Here is an 18,305-nt window from a genome sequence, read left to right as displayed (position 1 = left end):
ACCGTGTGATGACCGCCGATAGCCTGAGCGGGTGGACCACCGGATGTTCGTCGACGGCGCCTGGATTCCCGCGCGCTCGCAGGCCACCACCGAGGCGACCAGCCCCGCCACCGGCGAGACGCTGGGCCGCGTACCGGAAGGGGACCGCGACGATGCCCGCGCGGCCATCGCCGCCGCCCGGTCCGCCGCCGGTGCCTGGGCGCGGCTGACCGCCTTCGAGCGGGCGGCGCTGCTGCACCGCGTCGGCGACGTGATCGAGGCCCGCCGCGACGAGCTGGCCCGCACCCTGACCCTCGACCAGGGCAAGCCGCTGCGGGCCGAGGCCTACGACGAGGTCGACGAGCTGGTCGCCTATTGGCGGATGGCCGCCGAGGACGGCAAACGCCTCGGCGGGCTGCTGCCCAACTCGTCGTCGCCGGGCAAGCGGGCCCTGCTGATCCGCCGGCCCCGTGGCGTCGTCGGCGTGATCACCCCGTGGAACTGGCCCTACACGATGCCCGCCGAGCTGATCGCGCCCGCGCTGGCCTCGGGCAACACGGTGGTGTGGACCCCGGCCCCGTCGACGTCGGTGGCCGCGATCGCCCTGGCCGCCTGTGTGGCCGAGGCCGACCTGCCGCCGGGCGTGCTCAATCTGGTCACCGGGCCGGGCCCGGTCGTCGGTGACGAGATCGCCCGCAACCCGGGCACCGACGCGGTGGCCTTCATCGGCTCGACCGCCACCGGCCGGCTCGTGGCCGCCGCCGCCGCGGGCAAGGCGACCCTGCTCGAGATGGGTGGCAACGGCCCGGTGGTGGTGCTCGACGACGCCGACCTCGACCGGGCCGTCGAGGGGGCACTGGCCGCCTGTTTCCTGTGTGCGGGGCAGAGTTGCACGGCGGGGGAGCGGCTGCTGGTCCACGAGGCCGTCCGGGCGGAGTTCGCGGGGCGGCTGGCGGCGGCGGTGCGCTCGTCCGTCCGGCTCGGTGACCCGTTCGACGACGCCACCACGATGGGCCCGCTCAACAACGCCGGGGTCGCCGCCAAGATGGACGCCCACGTCGCCGACGCGGTGGCGCGCGGAGCGTCGATCCTGACCGGCGGGCGGCGCGACGACTCCTTCAAGACGGACCTCTACTGGCCGCCCACCGTCCTCGACGGGGTGCCGCGGGACGCGCTGGTGGCCACCGAGGAGACGTTCGGGCCGGTGGCGCCGATCGTCGGCATCACCTCGCTCGACGAGGCGATCGAGCTGACCAACGCGTCGCGTTACGGGCTGCTCGCGGCGATCTACACCGCCGACCTGTCGAAGGGCCTCGCGTTCGCCGACGCCGCCCGGGCGGGCTGGGTCAACATCAACGAGTCGTCGAACTACTGGGAGAGCCACCTGCCGTTCGGCGGGCGCTCAGGATCGGACAGCGGGCTCGGCCGGGTCGGTGGCGCTCATCCCATGGAGGCGTTCACCGAGCTCCAGACCGTCATAATCTCGTGAGTGCCCGTCGAAGAGCTTCTCGCCTCGCTTGACCCGCTGCCTCACCGCGAGCGGATGCGCCGTCTCGCCACGTGGGCGCGCACCGCGCCGGACCGGGCGGAGGTCTGCGCCGAGCTGGTGACCCGGGGCCATTACGAGCGGCGGCTGGCGCTGGTGGCCGCGATGGTCGTCCGCGATCCGGTGGGCATCGCGGCGGCGGCGACCAGTCCGCAACCCCTGCTGCGGGCCGGGCTCTTCGACCGGCGGATCACCGAGCTGTCCGCCCGGGACAGGCGCAGGACCTACCGTACGCTGCGGCGCCTGGACGATCCGGCGACCGCCGACCGGCTCGTTCGCGAGGTCCGGGAGCACTTCGGCGACGAGGAGGCGGCAGCGCTGCTGCCGGCTTGCGGTCCTTCCGTCGTACGGGAATTGCTCCCCGATCTGGAATTCGCGGTGAACCTCGAAGCGGTGGCCCGGCGGCATCCGGATCCGGTGGCCGCGCGGGCCGAGCAGCGCCTGGCCGCGGCGCGCCTCGAGGACCGGCGGGCCCTCTGGGACGAGGTGGGGCCGGCGGTGCTGTCGGTTGATCCCGGCCGGGCGCTCGACCTCGTCGAACGGTTCCCGGTGGACGGATATCTGCCCGGATCGCTGACCGCCTACGGCCGGCTCGCCGCGGTCGACGCCGGTCGGGTCGCGCGGCTGCTCCGGTCGACCGAGACCTACTGGCTGCCGTCGGCGGTGGTGCGGCGACTGGTGACGCTGCCCGACGGCGAGCTCGTCCCGCTCGCCCGCCGCCACCTCGCGGAACTGCTGGCGGCTCTGCCGCCCTCGCGCCGCGGCGATTTCTACGACCGGGCGGCCGATCCGGATGACCGGCCGTCCCGGGCGGTCATGGAGCTGCTCCCAGCGGCGACCCGCGCTCGCGAGGCGACCCGCATGCTGCCCGCCGAGACCGGGTTCCGCGCGTACCTTCCCTGGGCCGAAGCCACCACCGCGCTGGCCGGCGACCTGCGGTCGAGTGACGCCGACAAGCGGCTGCGCGCCTGGCGTCAGCTCGTCCTGGCGGCCCGGCTGTCCCGCGAGCCGCGTGCGGTGACCGAGCTGGTCGAGCGGCTCGACCGGGTGCGCAACGAGCAGGACCCGGTGCGGGCCGCGGCGCTGAACGCCCTGACCGGTCTGGCCCGCCGGCTCACCGCCGCGGCCGCGCCCGGGCTCACCAGGATCACCACGGCCGCGGTCGGGGCCCGGGATGCCTCACCGGCCACCTTCGCGGCGCTGGCCGGGCTGGCCGCCGACACGCTCCGCTTCCAGGTCGACGAGCCGGCGCTGCGCGAGTGGGCGCTGGTCACGATCGACCGGGTGAGCGGCGCGTCCGCGGTGCCGCCGTTGCCCCGCTTCGACGGCGTACCACCGGCACTGGTCTTCGACCGGCTGCGCGGGTGGGTCGCGAGCGCGGCCGAGCAGGGACGCCCCGGGCCGCTGTTGTCTCTCACGCGAGCGCTCGGCCGGGGTGCCTACGAGGTCCCCGAACTGCAGGACATGCTACGGGCGGCGATCGCCACGGCCGTCGGTGAGCAGGCGATCACGCTGTGGCTGGCCGATCGCCGCCACCGTTCCCAGCGTGTCGCCGAGGTGCTGGCGACCGACCTGACGGCGGTGACCGTGCCGATCGTGTGGACGACGATCAGCTCGTCGCGGACCGACCTGCTCGACCGGGTCTTCGCGGGCCTGTCGGACGACCGGGTCTCCGCGGGCCCGCCGCACGGGCAGGGCGTCGTGGGTTCGCCGAGCGACCAGGTTCTCGCGGGTCCGCCGAGCGACCTCGTCTTGGCGGGTCCGCAGCGTGGCCGGTGGCTGGAGACCGGCGCGCGGTGGATTCCGGACCGCCCGCGGCACGTCGAGCGCTGGCTGCCGCGCCAGCAGGTGGCCTTCGTCGCCCTGCTGTCCTCGATCGTCAGGGACACCGCGCTGCCCGCCTGGACGCGGGCCGATGCCCTGCGGACGGCCGCGATCGTGCCCGGCGCGGGCCGGGAACTGGTGCTGCGCCACCGCGACGACGCCGACGTGGTGATCGCCGAGGCCGCGCTGAGTGCCCTGCCGTGGACCGACCGGCCCGACGAGGCGCTGTCGGTCCTGCTGGAATACGCGGGCTCCGATCGGGCGCGGGTCGCCCTCCACGCGGCCGGGCGCGCTGCCGCCCGTGCGCTTCCCAACCGCTTGCCGGCGCTGCTCGGTGGCGTACTGTCCGGGCCGGCCAAGGTGACCAGCCGCAAGGAGGCCGCCCGCCTGCTGGCCCGCTGTGCGCCGGCCGAGGTGATGGCCACCCTGCTCGAGGTCTTCCGGACCCCGGACACCCCCCGGGACGTACGGGCGGCGATCGTGGCCGGAGCGCGGCGGCGTCTCGACACCGGAGCCGCCTGGACGATCCTGGCCGAAGCCCACGAGGGCGTCCTGCTGACCCGGCCCGGCCAGATCTCCGGCCGCCACCGGCCCCGATATGCCGAGCTGGTCGCCCGGGCGTGCCGCAGCGACGACCGCCGGGTGCGGCTCGGCGCGTTCGCGGCGCTGCCGCACTGGCTGCCCTGGGTGGCGGCCGAGGATCTGGTCGCGAGCCGTTTCACCGAGCTCGGCGAAGACCTGACGCCGGTCGCGGCGACCGGATTGCTGCGCGCGCTGGCGCCGATCGGGTTGACCAGGGTGCTGACCAGCCTGTTGGACCGTGGGGCCGGCTCGGAGTCGGGCCGTGGGACTGGCCCGGAACTCGGCCGCGAGGGCGTCCCGGAGCTCGTCCGGCGGCGGCTGGACACGCTGGCGGCCGCGGTGGCGGCGTGGTCGCGTTCGGTGCCGGCCGCGGTCGACCGGTCGGCGCTGGTCGCCTCGGCCCGGTGGCTGGCTGCCCAGCCGTCCGGCCGGCCGGTTGCCGCCGTCATGCTGCTCGGACTGGGCCGCCTGGACAACCTGGACGAGCTGGCCGACCTGTGCGCCGGTCGCCCGGTGCTCGCCGTGCGCGTGGCCGACCGTATCCGCGAGCGTCTTCCCTTCGACGACCAGGTCACCGTCCGTCGCCTGGCCGCCCGGGGTGACCTGGCCGGCGGACTGTTCGCCGTGGCGCTGCTCAGTGACAGCGGCTCCGAACTGCTGCTCACGCTGCGCGGCCACCCCGAGCCCGAGGTGCGCGACGAGGCGTACGCCATCGCCCTGGCCAAGCGGCCCGGCGCTGCCTGATTCGCGCGGGCCCATCCGGGGCATAGCCGTCGTCTACGACAGGAGAAAACCCATGCGCTCGCTACTGGTGGCCCTGGCCGTCATCGCCATCGTTCTGATCGTTCTCGGCCTGGTCCTCAAGGCCGTCAAGTGGCTCGTCATCATCGGCCTGATCGCCCTGGCCGTCTCGATCGTCATGGGCTTCCTCAAGGGTCGCCGATCGGTCCGTTAGCTCGCCGGGCTGCCCGCACGCGGCGGTTCTGGGATGATCCGGCGGTGACTTCCTACGTGTCCCACACCACGGTGGACAGCGTTGACGCCTACACCATGTCGCGCTGGTGGCAGACCGTTCTCGACTACGCCGAAGACCCCGACGACCCCGGCCACGAGGAGTGCATGATCTACTCCCGCGACCGCCGTCATCGTCTGCTCTTCATCGAGGTTCCCGACGCCAAGCAGATCAAGAACCGGATCCATCTCGACCTGCGGCCGGCCGAAGGTACCCGCGACGCCGAGCTCAGCCGGCTGACCGGGCTGGGTGCCACCGTCGTGGCCGACCGCCGCAACCCCGACGGGACAGGCTGGGTGGTCCTGGCCGACCCCGAGGGCAACGAGTTCTGCATCCTGCGCAGCGAGGACGAGGTCGCCGCTCACCGGCCGTGACCGGCGTCGCTCGTTTCGGCCGGGGGCGACGAGTTTTTCGCGATGCTGTCGTATCGGGGTGGTGCCGTTCGTGGAACTGGTGTGGGGCCGCCGGATCCGAGCCGGCGGGGGCCCTCGCCCGGACCAGGAGGAGACGACCATGACGGAGTACCTGATCACCTTCAACGACGAGTGGGTGGCCGAGCACACGCCGGAGCAGCTGGGTGAGAAGGCCACGGCCGCCCGGGTCGTGATCGACGAGATGATCGCTCAGGACGTCCTGATCTTCAGCAACGGCGGGCTCGACCGATCCACCGCGGTGTGCAGTGTCGAGGCGGTCGACGGCAAGGCTGTCTTCACCGACGGGCCGTACGTCGAGACCAAGGAGCACCTGGGCGGGTTCGCCGTGGTGGACGTGCCCGACGACGAGACGGCGCGCTACTGGGCCGGCCGGCTCGCGACCGTGCTCGACTGGCCGCAGGAGGTGCACCGGTTCCGCGGCCCCGGGGTGCCCAAGCGTTGACCGATCCCGCCGTCGACCAGGCCATCACCCGCGCCCACCACGACGAGTGGGCGCGGCTGGTCGCCGACCTCGCGCGCCGGTTCCGCGACCTCGACGTCGCCGAGGAGGCGACGGCCGAGGCGTTCGCGGTGGCCGCCGAGCGGTGGCCGCGCGAAGGCGTACCGCCGAATCCCGGCGGATGGCTCGCCACCACCGCGAACCGCAAGGCGATCGATGGGCTCCGTCGCGAGTCACAGCGCGACGCCAAGCATCAGGCGGCCCGCATGGTGTTCGACGATTCCCCGCCCGAGCCGACCGGACCGGTCGAGGACGACCGGCTCCGGCTGGTCTTCACCTGCTGCCACCCCGCGCTCGCCATCCAGGCCCGGGTGGCCCTGACCCTGCGCCTGCTCGGTGGCCTGACCGTCGCCGAGATCGCCCGCGCCTTCCTGGTGCGGGAGACCACGATGGCGCGCCGGATCACCCGGGCCAAGGCGAAGATCCAAGCAGCCCACATCCCCTACCAGGTGCCCTCGGCCGGCGACATCCGCGAACGGCTGGCCGGTGTCCTCGCGGTCGTCTACCTCATCTTCAACGAGGGCTATCTGGCCGGCGAGGGGGACGACCCGGTCCGGGCCGACCTCGTCGACCAGGCGATCCACCTGGGCCGGCTGCTCCGGACCCTGCTGCCGGACGACGGTGAGACAGCCGGCCTGCTGGCCCTGATGCTCTTCATCGACGCCCGGCGGGCGGCCCGCATATCCGGCACGGGAGAGCTCGTGACCCTGCCCGAGCAGGACCGCGACGCCTGGGACCGGGACCTCATCGCCGAGGGCAACGCGCTGGTGCGCGAGCGGATCCAGGCGGTGGCGGCCGGCGGGGACTCACCCGGGCGCTACCAGCTCCAGGCCGCGATCAACGCGGTCCATGCCGAAGCCCGCACCGCCCGCGACACCAAGTGGTCCACGATCGTCACCCTCTACAGCTCGCTGGCGCGCCTGGATCCCTCACCGGTCGTCCGCCTGAACCGCGCGGTGGCGCTCGCCGAAGTCGACGGCCCCGCAGCCGGCCTGACCGAGATCGACCGACTGGCCGGCCTCCTGACCGACTACCACCCCTTCCACGCCACCCGGGCCGACCTGCTGAGGCGCCTGGACCGCGCCGCCGACGCCCGAGCGGCGTACGACCGGGCCATCGCCCTCACCGGCAACCCCGCCGAACAGGCCTACCTCACCCGCCGCCGAGCCCAGCTCCCCGACTGACGCCCCACCCGGCCCGGTCGCCGCGCTCAGCCGGCCGCCTGACCGGCAGCGTTGTGGTCAGCTGCGCGGCGCACCGGGCTTGGTCGCCGGTGCGGGGTCGAGCACCCACTCCACCGTGACCGTCACGGTCACTCGCTGGCGGCCCGGCTCGAGCGGGACCGAGTCGGCCGAGGCGTAGCGGTCCTGGCCGGCCGCCGGCCAGTAGCTGGGGTTGGCCTCGCTCACCTTGACCACCCGGCCGAGCGGGCGACCCGCCTCGCGGGCATACAGTTCCGCCTTCGCGCGGGCGTCGGCGAACGCCTTCTTCCGTGCTTCGGCGAGCAGCGCGGCGTCGTTCTCGATGCCGAACGACACGCCGTTGAGCCGGGCCGCGTCGCCGCCGGCGGCGATGGCCGCGGACATGAGCGCACCGCCCCGCGACAGCTTCCGGATCTTCGCGGTGAGCCCCTGGTTCACGGTGTAGCCGGTGATGCTGCCGTCGTCCTTGCGGGTCGAGGTCACGCTGACGTTCGACGTCTGGAGATCGGCCGCGACCACGCCGCCGCGGACGAGCGAGTCGCGCATGCGAGTGGCGGCCGCGGTGGCCCGCTTCATGGCTTCGCCGACCGTGAGCGCGCTGACCTCCACCGCGAAGCTGGCCTCGAGCGTGTCCGGCACTCCGAACGCCGCACCCGAGCCGGTGACCGACACGCTTTCCCACAGCTGATCGGCGGCCGGCGCGGCGACCGCACGGCGGGCCGATGTCGCGACCGCTGAGGCCGCGCCGGCTGAGGCACTTGAGCCGGCCGGGGCGGCTGAGGCAGCAGCCGGACCCCCGCCGATCAGGGACGTAGGCACGACCAGGGCGGTAAGGGCAACGCACGCGAGATCTGTTAGACGTTGTTTCACGCCGTTTAGGTTATATGTCCCATATCGGGATGGTGGGACCTAGTGGTGGTGTCGGCGGTGCTGGGCCAGGACGTCCAGGCCGAAGTCGTTCTCGGGGTCGCGCCAGACCGAATGCGCGTGATTGGCGTCGCGCTGGGTGTTGTCCCACTCGATCAGCAGGCGCGGACCCTGCACCCGGTAGTAGTGCGGCGCGCCCGGTTCGGTCGAGCCCGCCCACGCGACATGCACGGCGTCGAGCGCGGCATCGTCATACCTCGCCATCGGGGAGACCGACTCCGGCACCCGCCCGAAATACGTACTCAAAAGCGACCGTAACACCGCACGCTGCGCGACCGGCAGGTCGGCGCCGGGAACGCCCTTCGGCCGCGCGGTGTACTCGAGCGACTGGTGCTCACCCTCCTGAAATCCGGCGGCCGCGTCGATCGCGTCGCTCGCCGCCTGCAGCTTGGCCCACTCGGCCGGGTCGGGGAACCGCTCGTCGCGCCAGACACCGGCCAGCGGGATCACCCGGTCACCCTCGGCGATGCTCGTCCGGTTGCCGGTCACGACGTCGGACGGAGCCTTGGGGGAGAGGATCGCGCGCCGGGCCAGGTCGGGCGCAAGGGACCGGACGAGGTCGCGGGCCAGATCCTCCACCCGGGCCAACGGCCGGTTGACCGCGCCGCCCAGCAACTCGGAGACGGCCGGATCCGCACCCATGAAGCACGGTGTCGTCGAGACCAGCTCGCCGTCCACGACCAGGTTGTTGAGCGACACGTGGTGGCCGCCGAAACGCCAGCCCCACATGCCGCGGTCGCCCGGAGTGCCGAAGACCCGCAGGTAATACAGGCCCGGGTCGCGACCCCGCTCGCGGTCGAAGCGGGTCACGAAGCCCTCGGTGTGGTCGAGCACGTTCTCCAGGCCGATGGTGGTGGCCACCGTGACGAAGCCGGGGCGGGACAATCCCGAGGCCACCAGCCGCATCGCGGCCTGCTGCTGCGCCGGGCGTTGCTCGTGGAACGTCAGGCCACCGTGGTCGGTCGGGGTGTAGAACCAGCGCCGGCGCTCGTCGTCGGTCGCGCCGGCGGACGGCCCGGGGCCGACGGCGACGGCTCGCTGGTCGTCGGTCAGCCGCTCCAGCCAGCTCTGCGCGGCCTCGGCCATCCGGGCTGCCACGTCCTGCACCATGAGCGCCAATCTATCGGCCCCCCGGTGCCGATCCGCGCTCACCCGTTGCGGTGGTGCTTCTTGACGAAGGTGTAGCCGGGCGCCAGCGGGCCGATGCCCTCGTTCTCGACGGCTTCGCGATAGAGCGCCATCTGCTTCTCGGACGGCTGCGCGCCCCGGGGCAGCTTGCGGATGAAGCCGCTGACCCAGTGGTCGCCGCGATGGGACTCGAACGGGATGGGCTCGACCATCGGGGCGTAGAACACCATCTCGGTCAGGGCCTCGCCCTCGACCGCCGGGTAGGACGGATGGCCGGCCGGGTCGACGCTGCCGGTGACCCGGGTCAGGAAGCCCTCGCGGATGAGCTGGTCGACCGCGTTGCGCAGCAGGAACGCCGCCTTGGCGCCCCGGCCCAGACCCGATCGCCTGCTCAGCAGATCCTCGCTCAGCACGGCGCTGCCGTCCTCGAAGACCCGGCCCATTTTCCGTACGGTGTGCAGGACCTTCGCCCGGTTCGACTTGTCCGGCTCGTAGTCGCGGGTGACGACCTTGGGATCGTACGCATAGAAGTAGTCCACCCCGTCGACGCGCAACGGCTCGTCCAGCGGCTCGGGCCGGATCACGAAGTCACCCCGGCCGGGATGCCAGGTGACGGTGACCAGCACCCCCGGCCGATAGCCGATCGGCCAGCTGAGACCGGTGAGCTGCCACTCGACGTCCTGCTCGAGCACGCACTCGAACGTCTGCCGGTTGTCGAGCACCACGATGACCGTGTCGTGCTCGTGCAGCGCCTCGGCAGCCTCCTCGGGCGCCGCGCACACCCCGGCCTCGAGATCCGCCCGCCACAGCGCGAGCCGGCGGCTGACCGTCTTCATCGGGCGAATCTACCGTGGCCGGCCGGGTGCGCCGGCCACGGCGCGCATGAGGTCAGTCGAGGTCGCGGCCCGAGGCGCTGTCGAGCTCCTGCAGCTGCCGCTGGACGTGGTCACCCAGGGCCTGCTGATAGGTCTGGGCCAGCCGGCCCAGCTTGTCGATCTCGTCGAGGAGCTGGGCCCGCTTGTCGACCAGGCCGTTCATCGCCTCGGTGTGCTTGCGCCGGGCGTCGCTCTCGATCGTGCCGGCGGTCAGCTGAGCGTCGCTGGTGATCTTGTCGGACTCCGACTGGGCCCCGCCGATCAACGAGTCGGCCTCGTTGCGCGCGTCGCGCATGTGGTCGTCGGCGGTGCGCTTGGCCATCATCAGCACCGGCGAGTCGGGCCCGTCACCGGCCGACGGCGGCGGACCGGCCGGCGTCTCGCGCCGGGCCCGCTCGAGCTGGGTCTGCATGCTGCGGGCGTTCTGCTCGGCGCGGGCGCGCGCCTCCTGGAGCCGGCCGAGCTGGGCCGTCAGGTCGTTGAGCTCGGCCTCCATCGCCCGGTTGCTGGGCCCACCGGCGGCGGGGCCGCTCGGGCCGGGCCGCTGAGCCTGGTCGTGCAGAGCGCGGTTCTCTTCGAGGAGGCGGAGGAGTTCCTGCTCGACCTCGTCCAGGAACGCGTCGACGTCCTCCTCGTCGTACCCGCGCTTGCCGATCGCCGGCTTCTTGAACGCCACGTTGTGAACGTCGGCTGGAGTTAGCGGCATCGTGCTCCTCGGTTCCCCTGCTGTTTCGTACCGTGCCGCCGCATCCTACGCACAGAGTCTCGGTGCTCGCTCGGGTGTCATAGCATCAGTCGCCGACCCAACACCCGCGAAAGGTTCGAGGTGGCTGACGCCGACGCCGTACGCCGATTGGCTCTCGCCCTGGCCGACGTGGTCGAGATCGACAGCGAGGGATTCGACTTCCGCGTGCTCAACCGGGGCTTCATCTGGTCGTATCCGCAGCGTGAGCCGGGTAAGCCGCGGGTCATCCGCACCGACATCGCGGTTCTCTACGTCGGTGACGAGGCCGAGAAACAGGCTCTGGTCCTCGGTGAACCAGAGCTGTTCTTCACCGTTCCCGCGTACGACGGCCTGCCTTTGGTGATGCTGCGGCTACCCGAGGTAACCGGTGCGCGGCTGCAAGAACTTATCGGCGACGCCTGGCAGATGCGCCGCGACAGCTGAGCCCGCTCACCGCCCCAGCAGCCGATAGCGACGCACCGCGAGCGGCGCGAAGACGGCCAGTAACAGCAGCGGCCACGCCACGGCGAGCGCGAGGGCGTGCTCGGCCGCCCACGAACCACCGCCCGTCACCGGGTTGCCGAAGAGTTCGCGGGCGGCGGCCACGGTGGCCGAGATCGGGTTCCAGGCGGCGACCGCGCCCAGCCAGGCCGGCATCTGGTCGGGCGGGACGAAGACGTTGGACAGCGCGGTCAGCGGGAACGCCAGCGGGAAGACGATCAGGCTGACCGTGTCCGGGTTCTTGACGACGCTGCCCAGGAAGATGCCGACCCAGGTCAGCGCGAGCCGCAGCAGCAGGATCAGGCCGATGGCGCCCAGCGCGAGCCCGGCGCCACGATGCCACTGCCAGCCGACCAAAAGGCCGCAGATGACCAGGACCGCCATCTCGAGGAGGGCCCGGGTCAGGTCGGCGGTGCTGCGGCCGACCATCAGGGCCGAGCGCGCCGTGGGCATCGACCGGAAGCGGTCGACCACACCGCGGCCGATATCGAGCGAGATGGCCGTGGCGGTGGCGCCCAGCCCGTACAGCTGGGTCATGACGAAGACGCCGGGAAGCAGGAACTCGCGGTAACTGTCACCGCCGACGGCCATGCCGCTGCCGAACACGTAGCCGAAGACCAGGACGAACATGATGGGCAGGGAGAAGTAGATGACGATCTGCTCGGGCTCGCGGACGACGTGCCGCAGATAGCGGCCGGTCATCACCCAGCCGTCGGCGATGGCGGTGGTGGCGGTGGTCATCGGGTCTCCTCGGTGCGGTGGCCGGTCAGGCTCAAGAAGGCTTCGTCGAGCGTGGGACGGCGGACGCCGAGGTCGTCGACGGTGATCGCCGCGTCCCGCAGGGCCTGCGCGGCCCGGACGAGCGCCGCCACCCGGTCGGTGACGGCCACCCGCAGCCGGCGGGTGTCGGGGTCGGCCTCGACCGGGCCGATGCGCTCCAGGAGAGCGACCGCGTCGGGCAGCCGGTCGTGCTCGCGGATGACGACCTCGAGACGGTCGGCCCCGATGGCCGCCTTGAGCTCGTCCGGGGTGCCCTCGGCGACCACGCGCCCGGTGTCGACCACGCACACGCGGTCGGCCAGCTGGTCCGCCTCGTCGAGATACTGCGTGGTCAGGAGCACCGTGGTGCCGTCGGCGACAAGCTTGCGTACGGTGTCCCAGACCTGATTCCGGCTGCGCGGGTCGAGTCCGGTGGTCGGCTCGTCCAGGAAGAGCACCTGCGGTGCGCGGATGAGGCTGGCGGCCAGATCTAGGCGGCGCTGCATGCCCCCGGAGTATTCGGTGGCGGACCGGTTGGCCGCATCGGTCAGGTCGAACTGCTCGAGCAGTTCGTCGGCGCGGGCCCGGGCGGCCCGGTGGCCGAGATGATGCAGACGGCCGAACAGCACGAGATTCTGGCGCCCGGTCAGCGAGCCGTCCACGGCGGAATACTGCCCGGTGAGAGCAATGCGTTCCCGTACGAGATCGGGCCGGCCCGCGACGTCGGCGCCCGCCACCGTCGCGTGGCCGTCGTCGAAGCTCAGCAGGGTGGCCAGGATCCGGACGGCCGTGGTCTTGCCCGCACCGTTCGGCCCGAGCAGCCCGCACACGGTCCCGGCGGCAACGCTGAGCCGGAACCCGTCGAGCGCGGCCACCCCTCGGTAGGTTTTCCGCAGCCCCTCGGCCGCGATGGCGATGTCAGTCATGCCGCGAGGTTGCTGGGCCCCGCTGACGAGCCACGCACGAGCCGCTGACGAGAGCGGTGACCGGAGCTGACCCGGGTGCGCTACCGGTGGACCGTGGGGCGGTAGACGAGCTCCTGGGTGCGGCCCTCGAGTGTCCGCTGCTCCAGCAGCTCGAGGTCGAAGTCGCCGGCACCGCCCAGGATCGGGCTGGTGCCGGTGCGGCCCGAGACGACCGGGAAGATGGTCACCTGGAGGCGGTCGACCAGGCCGGCGGCCATCAGGGCCCAGTTGAGCGACAGGCTGGCCTGCGAGCGCAGCGGCACGTCCGACTCCTGCTTGAGCCGGGTGACGATCTCCACGGCGTCGCCCCGCAGGATGGTCGCGTCCGGCCAGCCGAGGGTGCCGGTCAGCGTCGAGGAGATCACGGTGGCCGGCATGCGCATCGTCCGGCGGTTCCACTCGTCGAGCGCGTTCGGGTCGAGGCCCGAGGGCGGCCGCCCGGTCCGACATCGGCTCCGGAAGTTTCCTGGATCAGCGTTCGGCCGGCGGCTGGTACACGTCGCACTGGCGGCCCTGTTCGGCCTGGGCCGGGTTGCGGCCGGCGCAGAGCCGCACCGAGGGCTTGACGCCCCGGAACAGATAGGAGGCCTCGACCCGGAAACGGGTGGCGCCGGGGCCGCAGTGCCGCCCGAACGTGCGCCACTCCAGGCCGTCGGCGGGACCGCTTCGAGCGACCTGGACGACGGCGCACCGGAACCGGTCACGCCCGATCAGCGTGCCGGTGATCCGGAAGGGTGGTTCGACCTGCTGCAGGCTCGTCCGGTATTCGTACGTCCCGTTCGCGACGGCACTGCCGGCGGCCAGCCGGAACTTCGTGGTGTCGGCGGCGGCCGCGGGCGGGGCGGCAACACTGAGGCCGGCACCGGCGGCGATCAGACCACTGAGCGTACGGGGAACAAGGGACCGCACTGTGTGCTCCTTCGACGAGCGGGCGGCGGCCCGGTCGAGCCCCCGGGGATCAACGCCGCAGCGACCGCTTTGGTCTCGGCCGAACGGCTACGCGGTGAGCGCCGGAGCTGGGCGCTCACCGCATCGGGCCGGTCAGGCGGGCAGGAATCCGTCGCGGCGGCCTCTCGCGCAGTCGCCCTTGGTGGGCTTGGCCGGAATCGGCTCGGTGTCGGCGCCGGGGAAGGCGAAGACGAAGCAGTTCGACCGGAGCTTGTCGGAGTTCGGGCCGGACGGGATATGGCCGCCGCTCGTCAGGAAGCCGGTGAAGTCGGCGTTCTGCGGCCTGCGCAGGGCCCGCACACCGTCCTGGTACACCGCTGTACTCGGGAAGTCGGAGAACACCAGGGTGGCGGAGGTGTGGCCGTCGCATCCGATCCGCGCGTGCAGCGTGGTCCAGATGTACGGTGCGTCGTATCCCGTCGCGAGGTAGCCGGGTCCGCGTTCGGCCAGGTTGAGTCGCGCGCCGGCCCGGAGTGTCACGTGCACCGATCGCTTGTCGGCTGCGGTGGTGACGGTGGGGGTCCTGGACGCGTAATCCGGGTCGTTGACGTAGGGATCGGCCGGGATGTACAGCGCCGGCTTGTGACCCGGGGTCGGGGTGTACCCGAAATTGACGTAGGGCTCGCCCTGCTTCTCGGTCGCCGTCACGGTGCCGCCGGAGCTGCAGGTGACCTTGTACGAGGGCAGCCCCAGAAGACCCCGGTACTCGCGCTTCTTGATCAGTTTCTGCCAGTTGCCGGCGGTCATCGCCCGGGCCGGCTCCGGATTGCCGGTGTTGAGAAGGAAGGCACAGGTCGGTCCGACTCCGATCAGGCGGACTCCGGCCTTCGTCAGGCGCTTCACGCACTTGGTGAAGGTGAGGTCACTGGCGTCCTGCAACGGCATGAACCAGCGGACCACTTTGTAGTCCGGCGACAGCACTGTGCTCACACCCGTGCCCTGATCGGAGCCGCCGACCAGCCAAAGAGCGGTCGATCCGTACGAGACACCGAACGTGTCCTGCAGACCGATGCGGACGGTGTTGACGCCCGGCGCGAGCAGGTGACTGATGTCGATCGGCGCTGACGGAGGCTGGAACTCGTAGTTCTTGAGGAAAGTGTTCTCCGTGCCGTCCGGGCGGGTGACCTTGACGAGGATCTGATCGTCGACCCCGACCTCACCCAGTCCGTCCAGCGTGCCGGCGATGACCCCTTTCCCGTCCGGCGTGTTGAACGAGAACGCTTTGTCGAAGAAGAGCTGGTCGTCCTCGGTGACAGGCGTCGAGGGGATCGCCTCGGTGATCAGGATTGCCTGCGGGGCGGCGTGCGCTGGTCCGGCGGGAACGGCCAGGCCGGTAACCATGAGCGCGGCGGCCACAAGTCGCGGGATGACGGCTCGCATGATTCAACTTCCTGTCGCGGCGTGAGTCGGGTCGCCTGGTGACGGCGACATCGACACCCTGCCGGACGACCCGCAGGCGGCCCATAGGTCGCCGGGGCCGGCCATGGTGGTCGTTCATCGCGGCGCGTTCCCGGGTCGGACTACCCCGAACGAGTCGGTCGTCCGCTTGTCAGGACGCCACTGGAGGCGGTGGCTGCGAACTAGTTCGGGTTCTCCAGGGCGGCCAGGGCCGAGGCGGCTTCGGCGGCGATGTTGGCGCCGTCGGGGCCGGCGGCGCCGGGGGTCACCTGGCGGTACCAGTGGGCGGCCTCGGCCGGGTCGGCGGCGGCTTCGGCGGCCCGGCCCAGGGTGAGCATGATGGTCTGGCGGACGCCGTCGGCGGTGTACCAACCGGTGGGGCACTCGGCCAGGGCGGTCCGGGCCAGGGCGCGCGCGGTGGCATGGTCGCCGTGCTGCAGCGCCAGGCGGGCCTGGCCCAGGCGGGACGACGCGACCACCTCGGGGGCGCCGCAAGCCGTGGCCAGCGACATCGACTCGGCGTAGTCGGCGGCGGCACCGGCCGGGTCGTCGGTGAGCAGGCGGGCGTCGGCCCGGGACCGCAGCATCTCGGCCAGGTCGACCTGCGAGCGCAGCTCGGCGGCCAGCCGCAGTGCCTCGTCCATCGGGGCGCGGGCCGCCTCGTGCTCGCCGCGCGCGACGGCCAGCTCGGCCAGGCCGGACTGCGCCAGCATCGTGCCCCAGCGCTCGCCCAGCGCCTGGAATCCCACCAGGGCCCGGGCGAACTCGCGGCCGGCCCACTCGTGATCCCCGCGGAACACGGCGATCCAGCCGCTGCCGACCGACGCCAGCGACACGCTCCACGGTGAGTTGCTCAGCCGGGCGCGCACGCTGTCCTGCAGCTCGACCATGTCGTCGTACGACGCCGTCGGTGGTCCGGCCGCGAAGGCCGACAGGTAAAGCAGGAACGGCTGGGTGGGTGGATCGTCCAGGGTCTCCAGATAGCGGGCCGGGTGGGGCTGGAACGGGCCGGACAGCCCGGCGTTCAGCTTGCACAGCACGTGTTCCTCGACGAGCCCGGGCGGCGCCACCGGGCCGACCCGGTCGAGCAGCTCGCGGGCCAGAGCCGACGCCTCGCCGCGGGCGCCGCGCAGCCACCAGTAGAACGACAGCGCCGCCACCAGACGCAGGGCGATCTCGTCGGGACCGTGCCGGATCGCCGCGTGCAGGTTGTCCCGGTCGGCGTCCAGCCGGTCGAGCCAGGCCAGCTGGTCCGGGCCCCGCAGGTGGGCGTCCGCGGTGCGGGCCAGCGCGAGGAAGTAGGCGGCGTGCTCGGCGATCGGGGCCGGGCCCTGGCCGGCGCAGAAGGCCCGGATCGTCGACAGCATCCGGTAGCGCGCGCCGTCCCGCTCGATCAGGGACTTGCTGACCAGGCCGTCGAGCACGTCCAGGGTGTCGTCGCCGAGCCCGCACACCTGCTCGACGGCGTCGAGCCCGCCGCCACCGTTGAAGACCGTGAAACGCTGCGCCAGCAGTCGTTCCGGCGGGGTGAGCAGATCCCAGCTCCACGCCACCAGCGCCTGCAGCGTCCGGTGCCGCGACGCGGCCGTGCTGCTGCCCCGCGACAGCACCCGGAACCGGTCGTCCATGCGGCGGGCGAGCTCGTCGACCGGCAGCACCGGCAACCGGGCCGCGGCCAGTTCCAGGGCCAAGGGCAACCCGTCCAGCGTACGAACGATGCGGCGCACCGCGTCCTCGTCCTGCGACGTGAGGGCGAAGCCGGCCGCGGCCGCGCCCCGCTCGGTGAACAACCGCACGCCGGCCTCGACCGGGAGACCCGTGACCGGCATCCGCACCTCACCGGTGACGCCCAGCGGCTCCCGGCTCGTGGCCAGCACCCGCAACCCCGGGCAGGCGGCGAGCAGCCGGCCGGTCAGCGTCGCCGCCGCCTCGATGACGTGCTCACAGTTGTCGAGCACTAGCAACAGCTCCCGGGTGGACAGTGCGGCCAGCAGCCGGTCGACCGTCTCCGGCCCGGCGCCGCGGTCGCGCAATCCCGTGCCGCGCAGGCCGAGCGCGTCCAGCACGGCCCGCGCCACGTCCTGCGGCCCGGTGGCGGCCAGCTCGACCAGGACGGCGTCGCCCGGCTGCCGAGCCGCCACCTCCAGCGACAACCGCGTCTTACCGGCCCCGCCCGGCCCGAGCAGAGTCACCAGCCGGGCCGACCGCAGCGCCTCCCCGGCTCGGGCCAGCTCCTCCTCCCGCCCCACGAAGCTGGTCAGCTGAGCCGGCAGACGGAGGCCGGTGGACCCGGTGTCCCCGCGCAGGACGGCGGTGTGCACCGCGCTGAGCTCGGCCGACGGGTCCGCGCCCAGTTCGTCGGCCAGCACCCGCCGAGCCTCCTGGAACACGGCCAGTGCCTCGGCCGGGCGCCCACCGGCGGCCAGCGAGCGCATCAGCAGGGCCCAGGTGTGCTCGCGCAACGGCGACGAGGCGAGCAGGGATCGCAACTCGCCGGCCGCGTCGGCTGACGGCCGCAGGTGCAGCTCGGCCTCGATCCGGTCCTCGACGGCCTGGCACCGCCGCTCCTCGAGGCGGTCGGCCGCCGCCGCGGCGAAGGGCGCCGATCGTACGTCGGCCAGGGCCTCACCACGCCAGAGCGCGAGGGCGTCGGTCAGCGTCGAGCTCGCGGTGGCGAAATCGCCCGCCCGCAGGGCGTCCCGGCCGGCGTGGGCCAGTCGTGTGAAGCGGTGGACGTCCACCTCGTCGGGTTCGGCCTCGAGCCGGTACCCCGAGCCGTCGTACGTGATGGGAATGTCGCGCCGCAGGCGGGAGACGTTGGACTGCACCGCGTTGACGGCTCCGGCGGGCGGCTCGTCACCGTAGAGATCGTCGATGAGCCGGGGCAGGGGCACCACGCGGCCCGCGTCGAGCAGCAGCCGGGCGAGCAGGGCGCGCAGCCGGGCCCCACCCGCCGCGGTGGCCGGGCCGGCGAGTGTCGGACCCAGAACCCCGTACGGCAT

The 18,305-nt window shown here is 72.7% G+C and carries 17 protein-coding genes; 7 read left to right on the top strand and 10 right to left on the bottom strand.

Annotated elements, in window-relative coordinates:
- The first annotated feature begins 31 nt into the window (after positions 1-31).
- From NAG42_RS10915 to NAG42_RS10890, 6 genes are all read left to right on the top strand, one after another.
- Positions 32-1,468, top strand: coding sequence for an aldehyde dehydrogenase family protein (locus NAG42_RS10915; RefSeq protein ID WP_250030034.1), 1,437 nt, complete (start codon positions 32-34; stop codon positions 1,466-1,468).
- Positions 1,469-4,675, top strand: a complete 3,207-nt coding sequence (locus NAG42_RS10910) for a hypothetical protein (protein WP_250030032.1) — start codon at positions 1,469-1,471, stop codon at positions 4,673-4,675. It abuts the gene before it with no gap.
- A 52-nt stretch (positions 4,676-4,727) separates the two neighbouring features.
- Entirely contained in the window at positions 4,728-4,886 is a 159-nt protein-coding gene (locus NAG42_RS10905; RefSeq protein ID WP_250030029.1) for a hypothetical protein, read from the top strand.
- Positions 4,887-4,930: 44 nt separating this feature from the next.
- A complete protein-coding gene (locus NAG42_RS10900; RefSeq protein ID WP_250030027.1) occupies positions 4,931-5,317 on the top strand; it encodes a VOC family protein in 387 nt (128 codons plus the stop codon).
- 139 nt (positions 5,318-5,456) lie between these two features.
- The gene (locus NAG42_RS10895; protein ID WP_250030025.1) at positions 5,457-5,819 is read left to right on the top strand and encodes a YciI family protein; all 363 of its coding nucleotides are present in this window, start codon (positions 5,457-5,459) and stop codon (positions 5,817-5,819) included.
- Entirely contained in the window at positions 5,816-7,060 is a 1,245-nt protein-coding gene (locus NAG42_RS10890) for an RNA polymerase sigma factor (RefSeq protein ID WP_250030024.1), read from the top strand. The genes NAG42_RS10895 and NAG42_RS10890 overlap by 4 nt, the downstream gene beginning before the upstream one ends.
- A gap of 57 nt (positions 7,061-7,117) precedes the next feature.
- Here the strand turns inward: NAG42_RS10890 and NAG42_RS10885 are convergent, their stop codons facing one another.
- The 4 genes from NAG42_RS10885 to NAG42_RS10870 all read right to left on the bottom strand — a co-directional run bounded on the left by NAG42_RS10885 (position 7,118) and on the right by NAG42_RS10870 (position 10,714).
- Entirely contained in the window at positions 7,118-7,897 is a 780-nt protein-coding gene (locus NAG42_RS10885; RefSeq protein WP_250030022.1) for an SIMPL domain-containing protein, read from the bottom strand.
- A gap of 90 nt (positions 7,898-7,987) precedes the next feature.
- On the bottom strand, positions 7,988-9,115 hold the full coding sequence (locus tag NAG42_RS10880; protein ID WP_250030020.1) for a DUF3500 domain-containing protein: 1,128 nt from the start codon (positions 9,113-9,115) through the stop codon (positions 7,988-7,990).
- Positions 9,116-9,153: 38 nt separating this feature from the next.
- Positions 9,154-9,969: a hypothetical protein gene (locus tag NAG42_RS10875; protein WP_250030018.1), complete on the bottom strand. Its 816-nt coding sequence runs from the start codon at positions 9,967-9,969 to the stop codon at positions 9,154-9,156.
- Between the two features lie 52 nt (positions 9,970-10,021).
- A complete protein-coding gene (locus tag NAG42_RS10870) occupies positions 10,022-10,714 on the bottom strand; it encodes a DivIVA domain-containing protein (protein WP_250030016.1) in 693 nt (230 codons plus the stop codon).
- A gap of 120 nt (positions 10,715-10,834) precedes the next feature.
- Here NAG42_RS10870 and NAG42_RS10865 point away from each other — a divergent pair, with 120 nt between their 5' ends.
- The gene (locus NAG42_RS10865; protein ID WP_250030014.1) at positions 10,835-11,176 is read left to right on the top strand and encodes a hypothetical protein; all 342 of its coding nucleotides are present in this window, start codon (positions 10,835-10,837) and stop codon (positions 11,174-11,176) included.
- Positions 11,177-11,182: 6 nt separating this feature from the next.
- Here NAG42_RS10865 and NAG42_RS10860 read toward each other — a convergent pair whose 3' ends face one another.
- The 6 genes from NAG42_RS10860 to NAG42_RS10835 all read right to left on the bottom strand — a co-directional run bounded on the left by NAG42_RS10860 (position 11,183) and on the right by NAG42_RS10835 (position 18,305).
- Positions 11,183-11,974, bottom strand: a complete 792-nt coding sequence (locus NAG42_RS10860) for an ABC transporter permease (protein WP_250030012.1) — start codon at positions 11,972-11,974, stop codon at positions 11,183-11,185.
- The gene (locus NAG42_RS10855) at positions 11,971-12,918 is read right to left on the bottom strand and encodes an ATP-binding cassette domain-containing protein (RefSeq protein WP_250030010.1); all 948 of its coding nucleotides are present in this window, start codon (positions 12,916-12,918) and stop codon (positions 11,971-11,973) included. Before NAG42_RS10855 ends, NAG42_RS10860 begins: the two co-directional genes overlap by 4 nt.
- Before the next feature lie 80 nt (positions 12,919-12,998).
- Complete coding sequence (locus tag NAG42_RS10850; protein WP_250030008.1) at positions 12,999-13,334, bottom strand: dihydrofolate reductase family protein; 336 nt, start codon at positions 13,332-13,334, stop codon at positions 12,999-13,001.
- Positions 13,335-13,428: 94 nt separating this feature from the next.
- Entirely contained in the window at positions 13,429-13,866 is a 438-nt protein-coding gene (locus NAG42_RS10845; RefSeq protein WP_250030006.1) for a hypothetical protein, read from the bottom strand.
- Positions 13,867-13,998: 132 nt separating this feature from the next.
- Positions 13,999-15,285 carry a hypothetical protein gene (locus NAG42_RS10840; protein ID WP_250030004.1) on the bottom strand — a complete coding sequence of 429 codons (1,287 nt, stop codon included), beginning with the start codon at positions 15,283-15,285 and terminating at the stop codon, positions 13,999-14,001.
- Between the two features lie 200 nt (positions 15,286-15,485).
- Complete coding sequence (locus tag NAG42_RS10835; RefSeq protein WP_250030002.1) at positions 15,486-18,305, bottom strand: ATP-binding protein; 2,820 nt, start codon at positions 18,303-18,305, stop codon at positions 15,486-15,488.

The organism is Paractinoplanes maris, from assembly GCF_023544465.1.
GTDB classification, from domain to species: Bacteria; Actinomycetota; Actinomycetes; order Mycobacteriales; family Micromonosporaceae; genus Actinoplanes; species Actinoplanes maris.
The sequence above is the reverse complement of the archived record's forward strand: the minus strand, read 5'-3'. Positions and strand labels throughout refer to the sequence as shown.

Excerpts from the sequence above, each read along its gene's own strand:
- NAG42_RS10895 (WP_250030025.1), top strand. The coding sequence starts at position 5,457 with ATGACGGAGTACCTGATCACCTTCAACGACGAGTGGGTGGCCGAGCAC.
- NAG42_RS10875 (WP_250030018.1), bottom strand. The coding sequence starts at position 9,969 with ATGAAGACGGTCAGCCGCCGGCTCGCGCTGTGGCGGGCGGATCTCGAG.
- NAG42_RS10905 (WP_250030029.1), top strand. The coding sequence starts at position 4,728 with ATGCGCTCGCTACTGGTGGCCCTGGCCGTCATCGCCATCGTTCTGATC.
- NAG42_RS10870 (WP_250030016.1), bottom strand. The coding sequence starts at position 10,714 with ATGCCGCTAACTCCAGCCGACGTTCACAACGTGGCGTTCAAGAAGCCG.
- NAG42_RS10840 (WP_250030004.1), bottom strand. The coding sequence starts at position 15,285 with ATGCGAGCCGTCATCCCGCGACTTGTGGCCGCCGCGCTCATGGTTACC.
- NAG42_RS10835 (WP_250030002.1), bottom strand. The coding sequence starts at position 18,305 with ATGCCGTACGGGGTTCTGGGTCCGACACTCGCCGGCCCGGCCACCGCG.
- NAG42_RS10855 (WP_250030010.1), bottom strand. The coding sequence starts at position 12,918 with ATGACTGACATCGCCATCGCGGCCGAGGGGCTGCGGAAAACCTACCGA.
- NAG42_RS10880 (WP_250030020.1), bottom strand. The coding sequence starts at position 9,115 with ATGGTGCAGGACGTGGCAGCCCGGATGGCCGAGGCCGCGCAGAGCTGG.
- NAG42_RS10850 (WP_250030008.1), bottom strand. The coding sequence starts at position 13,334 with ATGCCGGCCACCGTGATCTCCTCGACGCTGACCGGCACCCTCGGCTGG.
- NAG42_RS10860 (WP_250030012.1), bottom strand. The coding sequence starts at position 11,974 with ATGACCACCGCCACCACCGCCATCGCCGACGGCTGGGTGATGACCGGC.